This window comes from Cryobacterium aureum, from assembly GCF_002954245.1.
Classification (GTDB): domain Bacteria; phylum Actinomycetota; class Actinomycetes; order Actinomycetales; family Microbacteriaceae; genus Cryobacterium; species Cryobacterium aureum.
Map to the genome: position 1 here is coordinate 147136 of NZ_PPTG01000035.1, position 17017 is coordinate 164152.

The 17017-nt window shown below is 66.1% G+C and carries 12 protein-coding genes; 3 read left to right on the forward strand and 9 right to left on the reverse strand.

Translation table 11 applies throughout. The annotated features are described in order from the left end of the window. Nucleotides 1-7: 7 nt before the first annotated feature. The 7 genes from CJ028_RS13910 to guaB1 form a co-directional block, all read right to left on the reverse strand. Nucleotides 8-2800, reverse strand: coding sequence for a cation-translocating P-type ATPase (locus CJ028_RS13910; protein WP_240607278.1), 2793 nt, complete (start codon nucleotides 2798-2800; stop codon nucleotides 8-10). Further along, on the reverse strand, nucleotides 2797-4035 hold the full coding sequence (locus CJ028_RS13915) for a glycosyltransferase family 87 protein (RefSeq protein ID WP_240607279.1): 1239 nt from the start codon (nucleotides 4033-4035) through the stop codon (nucleotides 2797-2799). The genes CJ028_RS13910 and CJ028_RS13915 overlap by 4 nt, the downstream gene beginning before the upstream one ends. 39 nt (nucleotides 4036-4074) lie before the next feature. Continuing rightward, nucleotides 4075-4950 carry an ADP-dependent NAD(P)H-hydrate dehydratase gene (locus CJ028_RS13920; protein WP_105035821.1) on the reverse strand — a complete coding sequence of 292 codons (876 nt, stop codon included), beginning with the start codon at nucleotides 4948-4950 and terminating at the stop codon, nucleotides 4075-4077. An 84-nt stretch (nucleotides 4951-5034) separates the two neighbouring features. After that, nucleotides 5035-5463, reverse strand: a complete 429-nt coding sequence (locus tag CJ028_RS13925) for a VOC family protein (protein WP_105035863.1) — start codon at nucleotides 5461-5463, stop codon at nucleotides 5035-5037. 213 nt (nucleotides 5464-5676) lie between these two features. Next, the gene (locus CJ028_RS13930) at nucleotides 5677-6753 is read right to left on the reverse strand and encodes a hemolysin family protein (RefSeq protein WP_105035822.1); all 1077 of its coding nucleotides are present in this window, start codon (nucleotides 6751-6753) and stop codon (nucleotides 5677-5679) included. Next, nucleotides 6750-8102 (reverse strand): hemolysin family protein, encoded by a 1353-nt coding sequence (locus CJ028_RS13935; RefSeq protein ID WP_105035823.1) that lies wholly within the window; start codon nucleotides 8100-8102, stop codon nucleotides 6750-6752. The genes CJ028_RS13930 and CJ028_RS13935 overlap by 4 nt, the downstream gene beginning before the upstream one ends. Nucleotides 8103-8275: 173 nt before the next feature. Beyond that, entirely contained in the window at nucleotides 8276-9715 is a 1440-nt protein-coding gene (gene guaB1 / locus CJ028_RS13940) for a GMP reductase (RefSeq protein ID WP_105035824.1), read from the reverse strand. Between the two features lie 180 nt (nucleotides 9716-9895). On the opposite strand from guaB1, the gene CJ028_RS13945 reads away from it, so the two are divergent. Together CJ028_RS13945 and CJ028_RS13950 are read left to right on the forward strand one after the other, a co-directional pair. Continuing rightward, nucleotides 9896-13657: a multifunctional oxoglutarate decarboxylase/oxoglutarate dehydrogenase thiamine pyrophosphate-binding subunit/dihydrolipoyllysine-residue succinyltransferase subunit gene (locus CJ028_RS13945; protein WP_105035864.1), complete on the forward strand. Its 3762-nt coding sequence runs from the start codon at nucleotides 9896-9898 to the stop codon at nucleotides 13655-13657. A gap of 179 nt (nucleotides 13658-13836) precedes the next feature. Continuing rightward, nucleotides 13837-14622 (forward strand): VOC family protein, encoded by a 786-nt coding sequence (locus CJ028_RS13950; protein WP_105035825.1) that lies wholly within the window; start codon nucleotides 13837-13839, stop codon nucleotides 14620-14622. A 4-nt stretch (nucleotides 14623-14626) separates the two neighbouring features. Here the strand turns inward: CJ028_RS13950 and CJ028_RS13955 are convergent, their stop codons facing one another. Beyond that, nucleotides 14627-14869 (reverse strand): zf-HC2 domain-containing protein, encoded by a 243-nt coding sequence (locus tag CJ028_RS13955; RefSeq protein WP_105035826.1) that lies wholly within the window; start codon nucleotides 14867-14869, stop codon nucleotides 14627-14629. Beyond that, entirely contained in the window at nucleotides 14866-15546 is a 681-nt protein-coding gene (locus CJ028_RS13960) for a sigma-70 family RNA polymerase sigma factor (RefSeq protein ID WP_105035827.1), read from the reverse strand. Before CJ028_RS13960 ends, CJ028_RS13955 begins: the two co-directional genes overlap by 4 nt. 105 nt (nucleotides 15547-15651) lie before the next feature. Between CJ028_RS13960 and aroA the strand changes: the two genes are divergently transcribed. Then, nucleotides 15652-17013, forward strand: coding sequence for a 3-phosphoshikimate 1-carboxyvinyltransferase (gene aroA, locus CJ028_RS13965; protein WP_105035828.1), 1362 nt, complete (start codon nucleotides 15652-15654; stop codon nucleotides 17011-17013). Nucleotides 17014-17017: the final 4 nt, after the last annotated feature.

Sequence of the window (17017 nt, forward strand, 5' to 3'; positions counted from 1 at the left end):
AAGATGACTATTTCTTCTTGGCTGAACCGACCCGGCGGCGGTCGACCGCCCGAACGATGGCTTTACCGGCTTCTTCGACCCAGAGGGCAGACGATCCGATTAAAACGGCCACACCCCACTGGGGTGCGGTGAGCCCCGTGGTGTGGAAGAGGCCCTGCAGCACCTCGAGCTGCACCACGGCGACCTGTAGCACGATGACAGCGACCAGTGCGACCCAGATGCTCCGGTTCGTCAAGGTCTGGGCGGAGAAGACCGAGTGGGTGTCGGAGCGCACGTTGAGCAGATTGAACACCTGGTAGAACACGAACGTGGTGAACGCCAGGGTAGTGGGGAAGGCCGCATCGGTGGCGCTGTCCGGGAACACGACCGGAGCCAGGGTCAGCACGAAGAGGGTGCCGGCTGCCATGACGAGACCGAGCCCGAGGATCCGGACGAGCCGGGCCCGGGTCAGTAGCCGTTCATTCGCCGGGCGGGGCTGCTGCTTCATCGTGCCGGGCTCGGCCGGATCCACGCCGAGGGCGAGGGCGGGCGGGCCGTCCATGATGATGTTGACCCAGAGGATCTGCAGGGCGGTGAACGGCGCACCGCCAGCCAGCCCAGTGACGCCCGCGACCAGGAAGATGAGCACGAACCCCCAAGCCGTGGTGAGCTGGAATCTCACGAACTTCAGGATGTTGGCATAGATGCCGCGGCCTTCCCTCACCGCGGCCACGATGGTGGCGAAGTTGTCGTCGGTGAGGATCATGTTCGCTGCGCCCTTGGACACATCCGTTCCGGTGATGCCCATGGCGATCCCGATGTCAGCCTGCTTCAGGGCTGGGGCATCATTGACACCGTCCCCGGTCATCGCCACGATATTGCCCTCCCTTTGCAGAGCCTTGACCATTCGGATCTTGTGCGCGGGAGTGACCCGGGCAAGCACTCCGTACTCGGCAGCACGTCGGCCGAGCTCGCCGTCGTCCAGTTCGTCGAGGTCGAGGCCGGACGCGGCGTCGCCGAGGATACCTAAATCTTTCGCAATGGCCGAAGCGGTGACCAGGTGGTCCCCCGTGATCATGTGCACTGTGATACCGGCTCCGCGCGCCTCAGCGATGGCCTCGGCAGCCTCGGCACGGGCGGGATCGACGATTCCCACGATCGCATAGATCGTCAAACCGGTGACGAGCGCCTGCAACGATTTCTCGTCGTCCGGGAGGACCGTGTGCAGTTGCCGCCCAGCGATCATGAGCGTGCGCAGGCCCTCTCCGGCCAGATCCTGGATGGCATCGTGGATACGCCGGCGATGTTCCTCTGTCAGCGGCTGGATACCGTCAGCGGTGAGTACCGAGTCGGCCAGCTGCATCAGCGCGACCGGTGCCCCCTTCGCCAGACAGCGGTAGACCGGCGTCGGGGCGGACGGGTTCGAATTCGCCGCCAGCCGGTGGAAGGTGGCCATGTATTTGTACTCCGAGTCGAACGGGACCTCTGCCAGGCGCGGGTGATCTCGCCGGGCTCCGCCAACATCGAGACCGCCCTTCTCGGCCAGCACAGCCAGCGCGCCTTCCGTCGGATCTCCCACGAGACGACCATCATCGACAACGGCATCGTTGCACAGCGCCATCGTCAATAGCGCCTCGGTCAGGTCCGGTACCGGGAAGGCCTCCGGGATCAGAATTTCTCCGAACGTCGAATAGCCCGTTCCGGTGACCTGAAAATCGTGTCCATGAGTGTGCAGGCGGTGTGCCGTCATCTCGTTCATGGTCAGCGTGCCGGTCTTGTCCGTGGCGATGTGGGTGACACTTCCGAGGGTTTCCACGGCCGAGAGCTGCTTGAGAATGGCCCCGCGGCCGGCCAGCCGCGCGGCACCCATCGCCAGGGTGAAGGCGACTACCGCCGTGAGCCCCTCTGGGATGGTCGCCACGGCCAGCGACACCGAGGTGATCAGCAGGTCGGACCACGACTGCCCGCGCAGCAGTCCCAGCACGAAGACGACCGCGACCACGCTCAGGGCCACCAGGGTCAGCATCCGGGCCAGCTGGTCGATCCGTCGTTGAAGCGGGGTGCGTTCGCTTCTCACCTCGCTGATCAACGCCGCAATGGCGCCGACCTCCGTGCGCACACCAGTTGCGGTGACGATCATGGTCGCCCGGCCACGGGTTACTTCGGTATTCATGAAGAGCATATTGTCGCGATCGCCGAGCGGCAGGTTTCCGGCCGCGAGTGACTTCGTCGACTTGGCAACGGGTTCGGATTCTCCGGTCAGCGTGGCCTCGGCCACCTGTAATCGCGATTGCTCCACGATGCGACCGTCGGCCGGAATGGAATCCCCGGCATCGAGCAGAACGATGTCGCCTGGCACCAGCGCGCTCCGGGCGACCTCCTGCTCGATGCCGTTCCGGCGAACCACAGCCGTGCCCGCCGACATGGTTCGCAGCGCCTGGAGGCTATTTTCGGCCCGTCGTTCCTGCAGGTAGTTCAGGGCAGTGTTGAGGATGATCACGGCCAGGATGACAACGGGCGTCTCCCATTCCCGTGAGACGACGGCGCTGACCACAGCGGCGATCACCAGCACCAGTGTCATCTTCTCCGCCAGCAAGCGGATGACCTTGCGCCAGGCCGGTACCCTTTTCGGCTCCGCGAGGAGATTCGGCCCATATTCCTGCTGCCGGTCCTCGACCGACGCGTTGGTCAGACCTGTGGCGGGATCGACGTCCAGCCGGGTGGCGACGACCGTGGCGGGGAGGGTGTGCCACACCTCGAGTGCGGCCGTTGGCTCGGAGCCGGCACCGGAGGCTGGCGTCGGGCGCAGTCTGGCACTCACAAGAACGCTCCTGACGTCGGTCGGTACAGTGCCCGCAGCGCCCAGCCGAGCAGCACGAATTCGAGCAGGTTGCGCACGGTCAGCACGAGCACCATGAGCGGATGGGCCGCCAGCACCCAGTCATACAGGTACGGGTAGACCAGTTGGGTGAGTGCGGCGAGCGCGAGGCCGAGCAGCGCCGGGGTGCGCCAGTCGCGGCCGTTCAGAACGAGCCCGAGAATGATCGGTGCGGCCAGCCAGCTGATGAATTGCGGCGAACCCACTTTGTTGAACGCGATCAGGGTTACCGTCAACGCGAGCGTCAGCGGCGGAAGTACCGCAAAAGTGCTCGCTCCCCGGCGTTGGGCGCGTAGGCCGAGCAGCAGCACTGCGAGGGCGGCCAGGGCCAACAGCGGGGTCATCAGGGCGCTCATTGCGGTAGTGCCAGCGCCGTCGACCTGAAACGTGAGAATCTCGTGGTCGTAGTAGATGAAACTGCCCGGCACGCCCAGTGCGGTCTGCCAGAGCCAGGGCACGGCAACGGGCGATTCAATCTGGATCCCCCGGCCCGCCTGTTCTGCCACGAAACTCAGCACGTGAATGCCGCTGCCCCGGCTCAGGCTGAACGCCCCGGCAACCCCGATAACCGTTGCGGTGACCGCGGCGGCGAGCATGAGCATCCGCCACCGTCGTTTCGACGCCACGAACAGGGCTGCGAGCACGGCGACCGGCCAGATCTTGATCCAGGTCGCGATCGTAAGCAGTGCCGTGCCCCAGAATGGGCGGCGACGCAGCCAGAGCAGGGCGACGATGCACAGCGGCACCGTGACCGCGTCGATTCGCAAAAGCGCGATGGGGCCGAGCATCGCCAGGAAGGCCAGCCACCACCAGGCCACGGTCCGGTGCGAGCGCACGAGTACCCAGAACGCCCCGGCGTTCAGCCCGCTCACGAGCGCGAGCCAGGTTGCGAGGTAGGCCGGCCCACCGAAGGCGAACGCACCCAGAATCGGCACGAGGGCGAGAATCGGGTAGACGAAATTGTCGGTGATTCCCACGATGCTGCCCGCGGCCGCGTTCGCGGCCCAGCGGCGGTAGACGATCTCGACGTCGCCGAGCGGATACCCGGGACTGAACAGGGCCAGCAGGATCAGCAGCAGGTGCACAAGCGCGAAAGCCGACCACAGCGCGGCGAGCGGATGCCGCAGCACCGGCTGCGCAGACCGGGTCACGGCCCTGCTCTCATCGGGAATTTGCACGCTTTTACCTTTGCACAGCCGGCCGCGTCGTGTTTCGTTCTAGCGGATCGGGCGGGGCCCCTGATCAATGCCGTGGGCGAGCAGAGCGGCGACCACCCGCGGCACGGCATCCGCTATGTCGAGAGCCGCGATCGGACCGCCGGCTGAAGCGAGAATCGCAGCTTCGGCGTGCAGCAGGGCTGCGGTGGCGGCGAGCGGGGCGAGGGAGGCGGCATCCGTTTCGAGCTGGTCGGAGTGCGTGGCCAGGAGCGCGCCGAGAATGCCGCCGAGAACGTCGCCAGATCCGGCCGTGGCCAGCCAGGCCGGCCCGGTCGACACGGTCAGGCGGGCACCAGACGGCGACGCAATATGGGTGACGGTGCCCTTGAGCAACACTGTCACGTCGAACAGGCGAGCGGCGCGAATGGCCCACTCCCCCGGATTGGCGGCGATCTGCGACGCCGAACCAGGCTTGGCCTCATCCGCGAGCATGGCGGCCAGCTCGCCGGCATGCGGGGTGATCACGGTCGGGCCGATCGCCCGGGAGACCAGATCGAGCGCGCCAGCGTCGAGAACCGTCGGCAGGCCCTCGGCGAGGGCCGCCGTCAGGGCGGTGGTGACGGCATCCGTTCGCGTGCTGCCATTGATGCCGGAGCCGAGCAGCCAGGCCTGCACCCGCCCGGGCACGGTCACGATCTCCGGGCGGCGCTGCAGTACCAGGGTGGCGGCGCGGCGCGGGCCGAGGTAGCGCACCATACCCAGGCCGGTGCGCACGGCCGCGTCGACGCCGAGCACCGCGGCGCCCGGGTAGTCCTTGGAACCGGTGCGCACGCCCAGCACGCCGCGCGAATACTTGTCGTCGCCGGCCTGGGGCCGGTAGATCCAGTCGCGGGCCTGTTCGGCCTCCCATTCGAGCCAGCCGCGCGGTTTCACCATGCCTCCACGATAGGTCGTTTCTCAGATCCGCGCAGGCGGATGCCTCCACCCGCCTCGACGTGTCGGCAGCCGCCTCGGCGGGCATCAGTTCGCGGACTGCGACCCTTCCCGCTCGCGCCGTGGAAGGCCCTCCACCTGGTTGGTCTGCGACACGCAGAGGATGTTTCCCTCGGTGTCCTTGAACCAGGCCGCACGATCCTCGTTGGTGGTGGCGATGCCGTTCTCGGTCTTCAATCCCGGAAAATCGTATTCCTCGAACGTGACGCCCAGTCCGCGCAGCACGGCGACTTCCGCCTCGATATCGTCGGTGTCGAAGCCGATCGCCGTGTTCGCCGCGCTTCCGGCATTGTCGGTTTCGTAGATCATGATGGCGGCGCCCTTCGGGGTGCGGTAGAGCAGCCCCTCCATGCGTTCCTCAACCGGTTCCATGCCGAGCACGTCCTTGTAGAAGCGCCGGGCGCGCGCCAAATCACGCGCAGGAAGCACGGAGTAGGTTTCCAATTGACTTAACATGAGCATTCCCTTTCTGCACTTTCATGGGTGAATGTGCATTTTTCAGGGAGCATTTTACGCCCGCGCCGACGTCTTGGCGAGGCGGGGGCGGCATCCGTTTGTCGCCGGCCCGTGTGCGTGCCGCCGGACGGGGCCCAGGCCCCGTCCGTGGGCCCAGGTTATAAACTGGGCCCGGGGACGGGGCCCGGGCCCCGTCCCGTAGCAGTGGCGGGGCTAGTCTCTACGCGTGGCGTCCTGCACTTCGCCGACGAGCTCTTCGATGATGTCCTCGAGAAAGAGCACCCCGGTAGTCTCGCCCTCAGCGGTGAACGACCGCGCGAGGTGAGCGCCAGAGCGCCGCATGGTGGCGAGGGCGTCTTCGAGGTCGGTGTCTTCAAAGATCGAGATCAGGGCCCGGATGCGCTTGGCCGGGATCCTTCCCGCGTAACTGTCCGGCACGCCCAGCGTTGCGCCGCCGACCGAGGCCGAGGCCACATCGAGGTCGAGCACGTCCTTCAAGTGCACGTAGCCGGTGAGGTAGCCCTCAGCATCGGCGAGCACGTAGCGGGAGAATCCGTGGCGCGTCACGGCCTTCTCGACGTCGGCCGGCGTAGCCGATTCCGGCAAGCTGACCAGCTTGCCGAGGCCGACCGCCACATCGCGCACCTTGAGATTGGTGAATTCGAACGCGGCATTGAGCGCGCCGGTTCCGTCGCTCAGCACACCCTCCCGGGTGGACTGGGTGACGATCGTGGCGACCTCGTCGAGGGTGTACGCGCTCGTCGCCTCGTTCTTCGGTTGCACTCCGAACAGGCGCAACACACCGTTGGCGCAGGCGTTAAGGGTGAGGATCAGCGGCTTGAACACACGGGCCACGAACACGAGCGGCGGCGCGAGCAGCAGCACGGCGCGGTCCGGCACCGAGAACGACAGGTTCTTCGGTACCATCTCACCGAACACGACGTGCAGGTAGGAGACCACGAGCAGCGCGACGATGAACGCGATGGTGCCGATGTAGGCGTCGGGCAGACCGGTCAGGCCGAGCGGCACCTGGAGCAGGTGGTGGATCGCCGGCTCTGACACGTTCAAAATGAGCAGCGAGCACACCGTGATGCCCAGCTGGGAGGTCGCGAGCATGAGCGTGGCGTGTTCCATCGCCCACAGCGCCGTCTTGGCGCTGCGCTTGCCGGCCTCGGCGAGCGGCTCGATCTGCGAACGACGCGCCGAGATCACGGCGAATTCCGCCCCGACAAAGAAGGCGTTGGCGGCGAGAAGCACGACCAACCAGGCAAGTCCGGCCCAATCGCTCATTTGTCGTTCACCTTCTTTCGATCGGACTTGGTTTCAACAGTCGATACGGGTTCGTGCACGACCTCCGGGGTGAAGCGCAGCCGGTCGATGCGGCGCCCCTCCAGCCGCTCAACGGTGAGGAAGCCGCCGTTGACCGGTACCCGGTCACCGACCACCGGCAGTCGGCCCAGCACGCTCATGACAAAACCGGCCACGGTCTCATAGGGGCCTTGCTCCGGCACGACAACGCTGGTGCGTTCGAGCAGTTCGTCTGGCCGGAGCATGCCGGGAAAGGTCAGGGAGTCGGGCGAGCGCACCACGCCGGCACGGGCCCGGTCGTGCTCGTCGGCGACCTCGCCGACCAGTTCCTCGACCAGGTCTTCGAGGGTGACGACGCCGGCCGTTCCGCCGTACTCGTCAACGACGATCGCCATCTGGTAGCCGCGGCCACGCAGCTCACCAAGCAGGTCGTCGAGTTTCATCGTCTCTGGCACGCGAACCGGGTCGGTCTGCAGGGCGGACACCGGAACATCCGCTCGACGCGTGCGCGGCACAGCCACCGCCTGCTTGACGTGCACAATGCCCACGACGTCGTCGACGCTTTCGTCGACGACCGGAAACCGGGAGTAACCGGTGGAGCGGGCGAGGTCAATGACGGCCTGCGCCGAATCGGTGCGATGGATGCTCGCCACCCGCGGACGCGGCGACATAACGTCGGAGGCATCGTGTCCGGAGAAGCGCAGGGTGCGGTGCAGCAGGGTCGCGGTGTCTTTCTCGAGCAGCCCGGCGCTGGCCGAACGGCGTACCAGCGAGGAGAGTTCCTCGGCGGTGCGCGCACCGGAGAGTTCTTCTTTGGGCTCGATGCCGATGGCGCGCAGTAGACCGTTGGCGCTGTTGTTCAGCACCAGCACGGCCGGTTTGAACACGGTCGTGAACACGGTCTGGAACGGAATGACCAAGCGAGCGGTCTGAATGGGCAGGGCGAGCGCGAAGTTCTTCGGAACCAGCTCGCCGATGACCATCGACACCAGGGTCGCCGTGACAATGGCGATCGTGGTGCCGAACACCGGTACGACGTCGACGGGAAGTCCGGTCGCGGTCAGCGGGCCCCGTAGCAGCGATGACAGGGCCGGTTCGATCGTGTACCCGGTGAGTAGGGTCGTGAGCGTGATACCCAACTGCGCGCTCGAGAGGTGCGTCGAGGTGATTTTCAGCGCCGAGATGGTGAGGGCAAGGCGGGTTTGGCCGCGGTCGCGCCTGGCTTCGAGGTCGGCGCGGTCGAGATTCACCAGGGCGAACTCACTGGCGACGAAAAGGCCCGTTCCGACGGTGAGGATGAGGCCGAAGCCGAGCATGATCAGCTCAGACATGGGCGACACCGACAGCGGCTACGGGCGAGGGTTTGTGGGAAGAGGGTTCAGCGGTGGGAGGGTCATCCATTATTCGTCCGAGTATACCGGGCGCGTCTGACCTGCGCCCGGTAACCCCGAATGCTGCAACCCACCCGGCCTGCCAGCGCCTGCCTCACAGCGCGAGACCGCACCTACCAGGACACGGGCAGCGCCTTGCCCTCCTCGTAGCCGGCTGCCGACTGAATGCCCACGAGAGCCTTCTCGTGAAATTCGGCCACGGTGGTGGCCCCGGCATAGGTGAACGAGGAGCGAACGCCCGAGGTGATCATGTCGAGCAGATCCTCGATCGACGGCCGCAGCGGATCGAGGTAGATCTTCGAGCTCGAGATTCCCTCGGCGAACAGGGTCTTTCGGGCGAGGTCGTAGGCGTCGAGGCGTTCGAACCGCGCTTGCACGGCCTTAGTCGAGGCCATTCCCCAGCTTTCCTTGTAGAGCGCGCCACGGGCATCCGTGTTGAGCGTGCCTGGGGCTTCGGTCGTGCCGGCGAACCAAGAACCGATCATGACGGATGCCGCGCCAGCGGCCAGTGCCAGCGCCACGTCCCGCGGGTAGCGCACCCCACCGTCGGCCCAGACGTGAGCGCCGAGTTCGCGGGCTGCCGTGGCCGTTTCGAGCACGGCCGAGAACTGGGGCCGACCGACGGCGGTCATCATGCGGGTGGTGCACATTGCCCCTGGACCGACTCCGACCTTGACGATCGTGGCGCCGGCACCGACCAGGTCGCGCACGGCGTCCTTGGTCACGACGTTGCCGGCCACGATCGGCAGCCCGAGGTTCAGGTCGGCGACGATGCCGAGCGCGCGCAGCATGCCGTCCTGGTGACCGTGGGCGGTGTCGATCACCAGGATATCGACGCCGGCCGCCGCGAGCGCGCGAGCCTTCGCCGCAACGTCACCGTTGATCCCGATCGCCGCGGCCACCTTGAGTCGTCCGTGGGCGTCGAGGGTGCTCTGGTAAAGCGTGGACCGCAGGGCGCTCTTGCGGCTGAGGGTTCCGACCACGACGCCGTGGTGCAGCACCGGAGCGAAATCGATGTCGGCCTCGGTCATCAGGTCGAACGCGCGACGCGGCCCGTCGACGTCATCGGCGTCGAGTGCGGTCAGTTCGCCGTGCAGCAGATCGCCCAGGCGCGCGTCGGGCAGTGCGGTGGCCAGCCGGCTGGCGGCGATGCAGCCGAGGTAGTCGCCAGCGCCGGAGTGGATCACGAGTCCCTGCCCTGCAACGGCCGGAACCTGCCGCAGCGCCCGCTCGACGGTGTCGTCGGGCGCGAACACGAACGGCGTGTCGAAACGAACCGATTGATCTTTTACCCAGCGGATGGCGGCATCCAGGTCCTGCAGGTGCATGTCCTGCGGCAGCACCCCGAGCCCGCCACGCCGCGCCAGTGAGGCCGCCAGGCGCGGCCCGGTGACCGAGTTCATGTTCGCCGACACGATGGGGATCGTGGCGCCTGTCCCGTCATTCGGGGCCAGCGAGACGTCTAAACGGCTGGTGACGGCCGATTGACCGGGGACCAGGAACACGTCGGAGTAGGTCAAATCGTGGCTGGGCGTCGTTCCATAGAACTGCATACCAAGAACGCTAGCCGTTCTGTGGGGTGTTAATGGTCGCGCAGGATGGGATTAGGCTAGATGGGCAGACTGACCTGGCGGTCGACATCGTCAGCGACAGACACTGAAAACGCAGATTGACCCGGCGATTGACTCCGCTTCGGGCAACCAAATTCAAAGCAGAGAGTGGGCGATCCCACGGTGTCAAGCCAGGTAACCGGTGGAGCTTCTGACGAGACAACGTCAGGCGAATTCGGAGCAAACGAGTGGCTCGTTGACGAATTGTACGAACGATTCCTGATCGACAAGCAGTCGGTGGATGAATCATGGTGGCCGGTGCTCGAGAGCTACCACCAGACTGCCAATACCCCGGCGGCAGCGCCGGCAGCCGCACCAGCTGCATCCGCTCCCCCAGCAACACCGGCAGCCGCCGCAGCTGTTGCAGCGGCACCCGCTGCCGCGCCAGCCCCCGTCACCGAGAACCAGCCGACGGCCCGCACCACCTCGAGTGCGCCCAAGCCGGCCCCGGTTCCCGCCGACGCCCCCGTGACCAGCCCGCAGGCCGTCGTCGTCGACGCCTCAGAACCGGTCAAGCAAGACAAGGTCGTTCCGCTGCGCGGCATGGCGAAGTCGCTCGCGACCAACATGGTCACCAGCCTCACCGTGCCGACCGCCACGAGCGTGCGCACCATACCGGCCAAGCTGCTCATCGACAACCGCATCGTCATGAATAATCACATGAAGCGGGCTCGTGGCGGCAAGGTCTCCTTCACCCACCTGATCGGTTGGGCGCTGATTCGCGCGCTCAAGATGTTCCCCAGCCAGAACGTCTACTACGACGAGGTCGACGGCAAGCCGTCCGTCGTCGCCCCCGCCCACGTCGGCATGGGCCTGGCCATCGACATGCCCAAGCCCGACGGCACCCGCGCCCTGCTGGTTCCGGCCATCAAGCGTGCAGACACGATGACGTTCGGCGAGTACCTCGCCGCCTATGAAGACCTCGTCACCCGGGCACGCCAGAACAAGCTCACCGCCGACGACTTCGCCGGCGCGACGCTGTCGCTGACCAACCCGGGCGGCATCGGCACCGTGCACTCGGTGCCCCGCCTCATGAAGGGCCAGGGTTGCATTATCGGTGCCGGCGCCCTCGACTACCCGGCCGAGTTCCAGGGTTCGAGCGTCAAGACCCTCACTGGCCTGGCCATCTCCAAGACCATCACCCTGACCAGCACCTACGACCACCGCGTCATCCAGGGAGCCGGTTCGGGCGAGTTCCTCAAGATCGTGCACGAGCTGTTGATCGGCCAGCACAACTTCTACGAAGAGATCTTCTCGGCCCTGCGCATCCCCTACGACCCGATCCACTGGGCACCGGACATCAGCGTCGACCTGGCCAGCGCCGTCGACAAGACCGCCCGCGTGCAGGAACTGATCAACTCGTTCCGCGTGCGCGGCCACCTGATGGCCGACATCGACCCGCTCGAGTACTCGCAGCGCAGTCACCCCGACCTCGACATCGCCACCCACGGCCTCACCTTCTGGGACCTCGACCGGTCCTTCGTGACCGGCGGTTTCGGATCCCAGCGCCAGATGCTCCTGCGCGACATTCTCGGTGTGCTCCGCGACTCCTACTGCCGCACCACGGGCATCGAGTACATGCACATTCAGGATCCGGCCCAGCGCAAATGGGTGCAGGAGAAGATTGAGAAGTCCTACGTCAAGCCCACGCACCACGAGCAGATGCGAATTCTCGCCAAGCTCAACGAGGCCGAAGCGTTCGAGACGTTCCTGCAGACCAAGTACGTCGGTCAGAAGCGGTTCAGCCTCGAGGGTGGAGAGTGCACTATTCCGTTGCTCGACACCATTTTGCAGGGCGCTGCAGAGCAGGGCCTCGACGAGGTCGCGATCGGCATGGCCCACCGCGGCCGTCTGAACGTGCTCACTAACATCGCCGGCAAGACCTATGGCGAGATCTTCCGCGAGTTCGAGGGCACCCAGGATCCGCGCACGGTGCACGGCTCCGGTGACGTGAAGTATCACCTCGGCACCACGGGAACCTTCCGTGGTGAAGACGGCGCCGAGATTCCGGTGTCGCTCGCCGCGAACCCCTCGCACCTCGAAGCCGGCGACGGCGTGCTCGAGGGCATCGTGCGGGCCAAGCAGGACCGCAAGCCGATCGGCACTTTCTCCACCCTGCCGATCCTCATTCACGGTGACGCCGCGATGGCCGGCCAGGGCGTTGTGCTCGAAACCCTGCAGATGTCGCAGCTGCGCGGCTACCGCACCGGCGGAACCGTGCACATCGTCGTCAACAACCAGCTCGGTTTCACGACCCTGCCGCAGGATGCCCGCACCAGCGTCTACGCGACCGACGTCGCCAAGACCATCCAGGCGCCCATTTTCCACGTCAACGGGGACGACCCGGAGGCCGTGGTTCGGGCCGGCGAGCTCGCCTTCGCCTATCGCCAGGAATTCAAGAAGGATGTCGTCGTCGACCTCATCTGCTACCGCCGCCGAGGCCACAACGAGGGCGATGACCCCTCGATGACCCAGCCGCTGATGTACAACCTGGTCGAGGCCAAGCGCAGCGTACGCAAGCTCTACACCGAGGCGCTCGTCGGCCGTGGCGACATCACCGAGGAAGAATATGAAGCCGCTCACCGCGACTTCCAGGACCGTCTCGAACGCGCCTTCATGGAGACGCACGCCGCACAGACCGCATCTATCCCGATCATCACTCCCGAGATGGCCGCTGCCGCCAAGGCTGAGTCTGAAGCGCAGGCCAGGGAAGACGCCGCCGGCGAGCCAGAAACCACCGGTGTTCCCGAAAGCGTCATCCAGCTCATCGGTGACGCGTTCAATAACAAGCCGGTCGGGTTCACGGTGCACAACAAGCTGCAGCAGCTGCTGCAGAAGCGTCTCGACATGAGTCGCAACGGCAACATCGACTGGAGCTTCGGCGAACTGCTCGCCCTCGGCTCGTTGCTGGTCGAGGGCACCCCGGTGCGTTTCGCCGGACAGGATGCCCGCCGCGGCACGTTCGTGCAGCGTCACGCCGTTCTGCACGACCGAGTGAACGGCCAGGAATGGCTCCCGCTGGCCAACCTCAAGGACAACCAGGCCCGGTTCTGGATCTACGACTCGCTACTGAGCGAATATGCGGCCATGGGCTTCGAGTACGGCTACTCGGTGGAACGCGCCGATGCCCTCGTACTCTGGGAAGCCCAGTTCGGTGACTTCGCCAATGGCGCGCAGACCATCATCGACCAGTTCGTGTCCTCGGCTGAGCAGAAGTGGGGCCAGCGGTCATCCGTTGTGCTGCTGCTGCCGCACGGTTACGAGGGTCAGGGCCCCGACCACTCGTCGGCCCGGATCGAGCGGTTCCTGCAGCTGTGTGCCGAGGAGAACATGACCGTGGCGCGCCCGTCAACGCCCGCATCGTACTTCCACCTGCTGCGCCGCCAGGCGTACATGCGCCCGCGCCGCCCGCTGATCGTGTTCACGCCCAAATCGATGTTGCGCCTGCGCGGCGCGACGAGCGCCGTGGCCGAACTCACCAGCGGCAAGTTCGAGACGGTCATCGACGATGCCCGCGTCCAGGACAAGAACGCCGTGAAGCGCGTCTTGTTCATGGCCGGCAAGATCTACTACGACCTGCTGAACGAACTCGAGAAGAACCCGAACCCCGAGATCGCCCTCGTGCGCGTCGAGCAGTATTACCCACTGCCCGCCGTGGAACTGAAGAGCGTGGCCGCCCAATACCCGAACGCCGAACTGGCCTGGGTACAGGACGAACCGGAGAACCAGGGAGCCTGGCCGTTCTTCTATCTGGAGACCAATAAGCTCGGTCCGCGCGCCATGCGTCTGTTCTCCCGCCCCGCTTCGGCCTCGCCGGCTGCCGGTTCGGCCAAGCGCCATGCGATCGAGCAGGCCCAGCTGCAGCGCGACGCTCTGACGCTGTAACGATCACAGCAATGCGGTAGCAATGGAGGGTGACGTCGTCACCCTCCATTGCTGTCTCTGCGGCCGTCTGCGGTTGGGGTGGCAGCATCCGCTTGCCGCGTTCTCGCGCAGGCGGTTCGGCTGGCATTGTGCTTGCCAGCCGACAGTTCTAGGCTCGCAGGCACACCCGAGGAGAGACCATGCCCGCTCGCACTGAAAACCCGCTCGGGGAGCCGTGCTGGATCGACCTCGTAACGCGCGACCCGGCCGCCTCGATTGAGTTCTACGCCGCGCTGCTCGGCTGGCGGGCCGTCGATACCGGGGCCGGAAGCGGCCGGTACACGATGTTTTTTCACGGCGACGCCGCCATCGCCGGTCTGACCGCCCAGGACCCGTCGAACGGAAACCGAGACTTCTGGACCACCTTTCTCGCTGTCGACAGCGTCGATGAAACGGTTCAGTCCGCGAAGTCTGCCGGTGCCGCCGTGCTCGCTGTGCCGCAGACGGTCGGCGACCAGGGGCGGCTGGCGGTGCTGACCGACCCGGCCGGAGCGGCCGTCGGCATCTGGGAGGCCGGTGGCCACCGGGGCTTCGCTGCCGACAATGAGATCGGCACGCCGGTCTGGCACGAGCTGATCACCCGCAATTTTGCGAGCGCGGTCGCCTTTTACGGAGAGGTCTTCGGCTGGACGCCGATTCCGCTCAGCGACACGAACGATTTTCGGTACAGCACCTTCGGCCACGACGAATCGATGACCGGCGGGGTGTACGACGCCGATGCCATGCTGCCCGCCGGGGTGCCGTCGCACTGGCAGGTGTATCTCGGCGTCGCCGACGTGCGGGCTTCCGCTGAACGGGTGCCTGAACTCGGCGGCACGGTACTGCGGGAACCGTGGGATTCCGACTTCGGCACCTTCGCCCAGATAGCGGATGCGACCGGCGCCGTCTTCCTGCTGGGCCAGGTCGAACAGTCCCCTGGTGCCTGAGTTTTTAGTGCGAAGCCTGCAACGCGCGGAGCTTCAGCAGAACCTGGTCGCGCAGGTCTTCCGGCGCGGTCTCCTTGCAGGCGCGCTGCATGACGTCGGTCAGCGTGCGCCCGACGAGGTGTTCACTGCTGCAATCTGGGCAACTCGCGAGGTGCTCCCGAATGTCCGCCGCATCGTTCTTGCGAAGTTCGTTGTGCAGGTATTCTTCGAGCTCGGCCTTGGCCTTCTCGCAACCACAATCGGTCATTTGTCTGCGCTCCTGGATGTTTTCTGGTCCTGGCCCATACCCAGCCCGCGCTCAGCCGCGTAGCCGGCCAAAAGCTCGCGGAGGAGTCGCCGGCCACGGTGCAGGCGGCTCATCACGGTGCCAATGGGGGTTTTCATGATTTCGGCGATCTCCTGGTAGGAGAACCCTTCGACGTCGGCGAAGTACACGGCGAGTCGGAAGTCTTCGGGAATGGACTGCAGGGCGTCTTTGACGGCACTGTCCGGCAGGTGGTCGATGGCTTCAGCCTCGGCTGACCGCCCAGACATGGCGGTGGTGGATTCGGCGCCGCCGAGCTGCCAGTCTTCGAGCTCATCGATGGTGCCCTGGTAGGGCTCGCGCTGCTTCTTGCGGTACTGGTTAATGAAGGTGTTGGTGAGAATGCGGTACAGCCACGCCTTGAGGTTGGTGCCCTGCTCGTACTGCGCGAATGCGGCGAACGCCTTCACGAAGGTTTCCTGCACGAGGTCCTGCGCATCGGAGGGATTGCGTGTCATACGCATGGCCGCCGCGTACAGCTGGTCGAGGAAAGGCAACGCCTGCTCTTCGAACAGTCCGCGGGTCTGCTCGCGCAGTTCGGCCTTGGTCGGGGCCTGGGGCGTGAGTTCTGGGTCACTGCTGGAAAGGTCTTCCGCGGAAACGGGCGTGTCTGAAGTCATCACGGGTAATTCTAAGCTGTTACCCACAGCCAGGGGTCGTTCCAACAGCATTGACACCGTTACGGATCTCCCTCAGATTGTTATCACCGACTATTCTGATAACCGATGTTGATCTCGAGATATTCCAAGCCGGAGTTCGATCCGTACGGCGACAATTCGCCGACCGAAGAGGATGCCTGGTGGCCCGCGCCGACCACGGACGCGCCGCTGCAGGCGGTGCTGGCCCTCCCGGGCTCGAAATCGCTGACCAACCGGGAGCTGGTCGCATCCGCTCTGGCCAGTGAACCGTCGCTGTTGCGGTCGCCGCTGCACTCCAGGGACAGCGACCTCATGGTCGACGCGCTGCGCCAGCTCGGGGCAACCATTGAGGCGGTTCCCGGCTCCGGAGCGTTCGGCACCGACCTGCGCGTGACCCCGCCGGCGGAACTGCTCGGCTCCACCACGATCGACTGCGGTCTGGCCGGCACCGTGATGCGTTTTCTGCCGCCGCTGGCCGCCCTGGCCCTCGGCCCGACGACGTTCGACGGTGATGCCGGCGCCCGCCGCCGCCCGATGGGGCCGATCATCGGTGCGCTGAGTGACCTCGGCGGCGATATCAATGACGACGGCAAGCGCGCCCTGCCCTTCACCGTGCACGGCCGCGGAGCGGTCAGCGGCGGCGCCGTGACGATCGATGCCGGGGCGTCGAGCCAGTTCGTCTCTGGACTGCTGCTGGCCGGCGCACGCTTCGAGCAGGGGCTGCACCTCACGCACTCCGGCGAACGGCTGCCGAGCCTGCCGCACATCGAGATGACCATCGAGGTACTGCGCGCGCGTGGCGTGGCCGTTGCCACCCCTGCCGTTGGCGAATGGATCATCGAGCCCGGGCCGATCGCGGGCCGAACGATCGATATCGAACCCGATCTCTCCAACGCCGCGCCGTTCCTCTGCGCCGCCCTCGTGGCCGGCGGCAGCGTCACGATCACCGGCTGGCCAGAGGCGACCACGCAGGTCGGCGCCGACCTGGAGCAGCTACTGCCGCTGTTCGGTGCCAGCGTCACCAGGGTGGGCGACCGCCTCACTGTCACCGGCGGCGAGCGCATCCTGGGCGTCGAACTCGATCTCTCCACCGGCGGCGAGCTCGCCTGCACCCTCGTGGCCCTCGCCGCCCTGGCCGAGACTCCGAGCACGATCACCGGCATCGGGCACATCCGCAACCACGAGACCGACCGTCTCACCGCGCTGGCGACCGAGATCAACCGACTCGGCGGCAACGTCATCGAGCTGCCCGACGGCCTGCAGATCGAGCCCGCCGCACTGCACGGCGGCCAGTGGCTCAGCTACGACGACCACCGCATGGCCACGGCCGGGGCGCTGATCGGCCTAAGGGTGGCCGGCGTCGACGTGGAGAACATCGGCACGACGGCCAAGACCCTCCCCCAGTTTCCCGAGCTGTGGCACGCGATGATCACCGAAGCGACGCTGTAGATGC

What these genes read in the sequence shown, in the direction of transcription:
- CJ028_RS13935 (WP_105035823.1), bottom strand. Translation starts at nt 8,102, where the DNA reads ATGTCTGAGCTGATCATGCTCGGCTTCGGCCTCATCCTCACCGTCGGA.
- CJ028_RS13930 (WP_105035822.1), bottom strand. Translation starts at nt 6,753, where the DNA reads ATGAGCGATTGGGCCGGACTTGCCTGGTTGGTCGTGCTTCTCGCCGCC.
- CJ028_RS13950 (WP_105035825.1), top strand. Translation starts at nt 13,837, where the DNA reads ATGCCCGCTCGCACTGAAAACCCGCTCGGGGAGCCGTGCTGGATCGAC.
- aroA (WP_105035828.1), top strand. Translation starts at nt 15,652, where the DNA reads ATGTTGATCTCGAGATATTCCAAGCCGGAGTTCGATCCGTACGGCGAC.
- CJ028_RS13960 (WP_105035827.1), bottom strand. Translation starts at nt 15,546, where the DNA reads ATGACTTCAGACACGCCCGTTTCCGCGGAAGACCTTTCCAGCAGTGAC.
- guaB1 (WP_105035824.1), bottom strand. Translation starts at nt 9,715, where the DNA reads ATGCAGTTCTATGGAACGACGCCCAGCCACGATTTGACCTACTCCGAC.
- CJ028_RS13955 (WP_105035826.1), bottom strand. Translation starts at nt 14,869, where the DNA reads ATGACCGATTGTGGTTGCGAGAAGGCCAAGGCCGAGCTCGAAGAATAC.
- CJ028_RS13925 (WP_105035863.1), bottom strand. Translation starts at nt 5,463, where the DNA reads ATGTTAAGTCAATTGGAAACCTACTCCGTGCTTCCTGCGCGTGATTTG.
- CJ028_RS13920 (WP_105035821.1), bottom strand. Translation starts at nt 4,950, where the DNA reads ATGGTGAAACCGCGCGGCTGGCTCGAATGGGAGGCCGAACAGGCCCGC.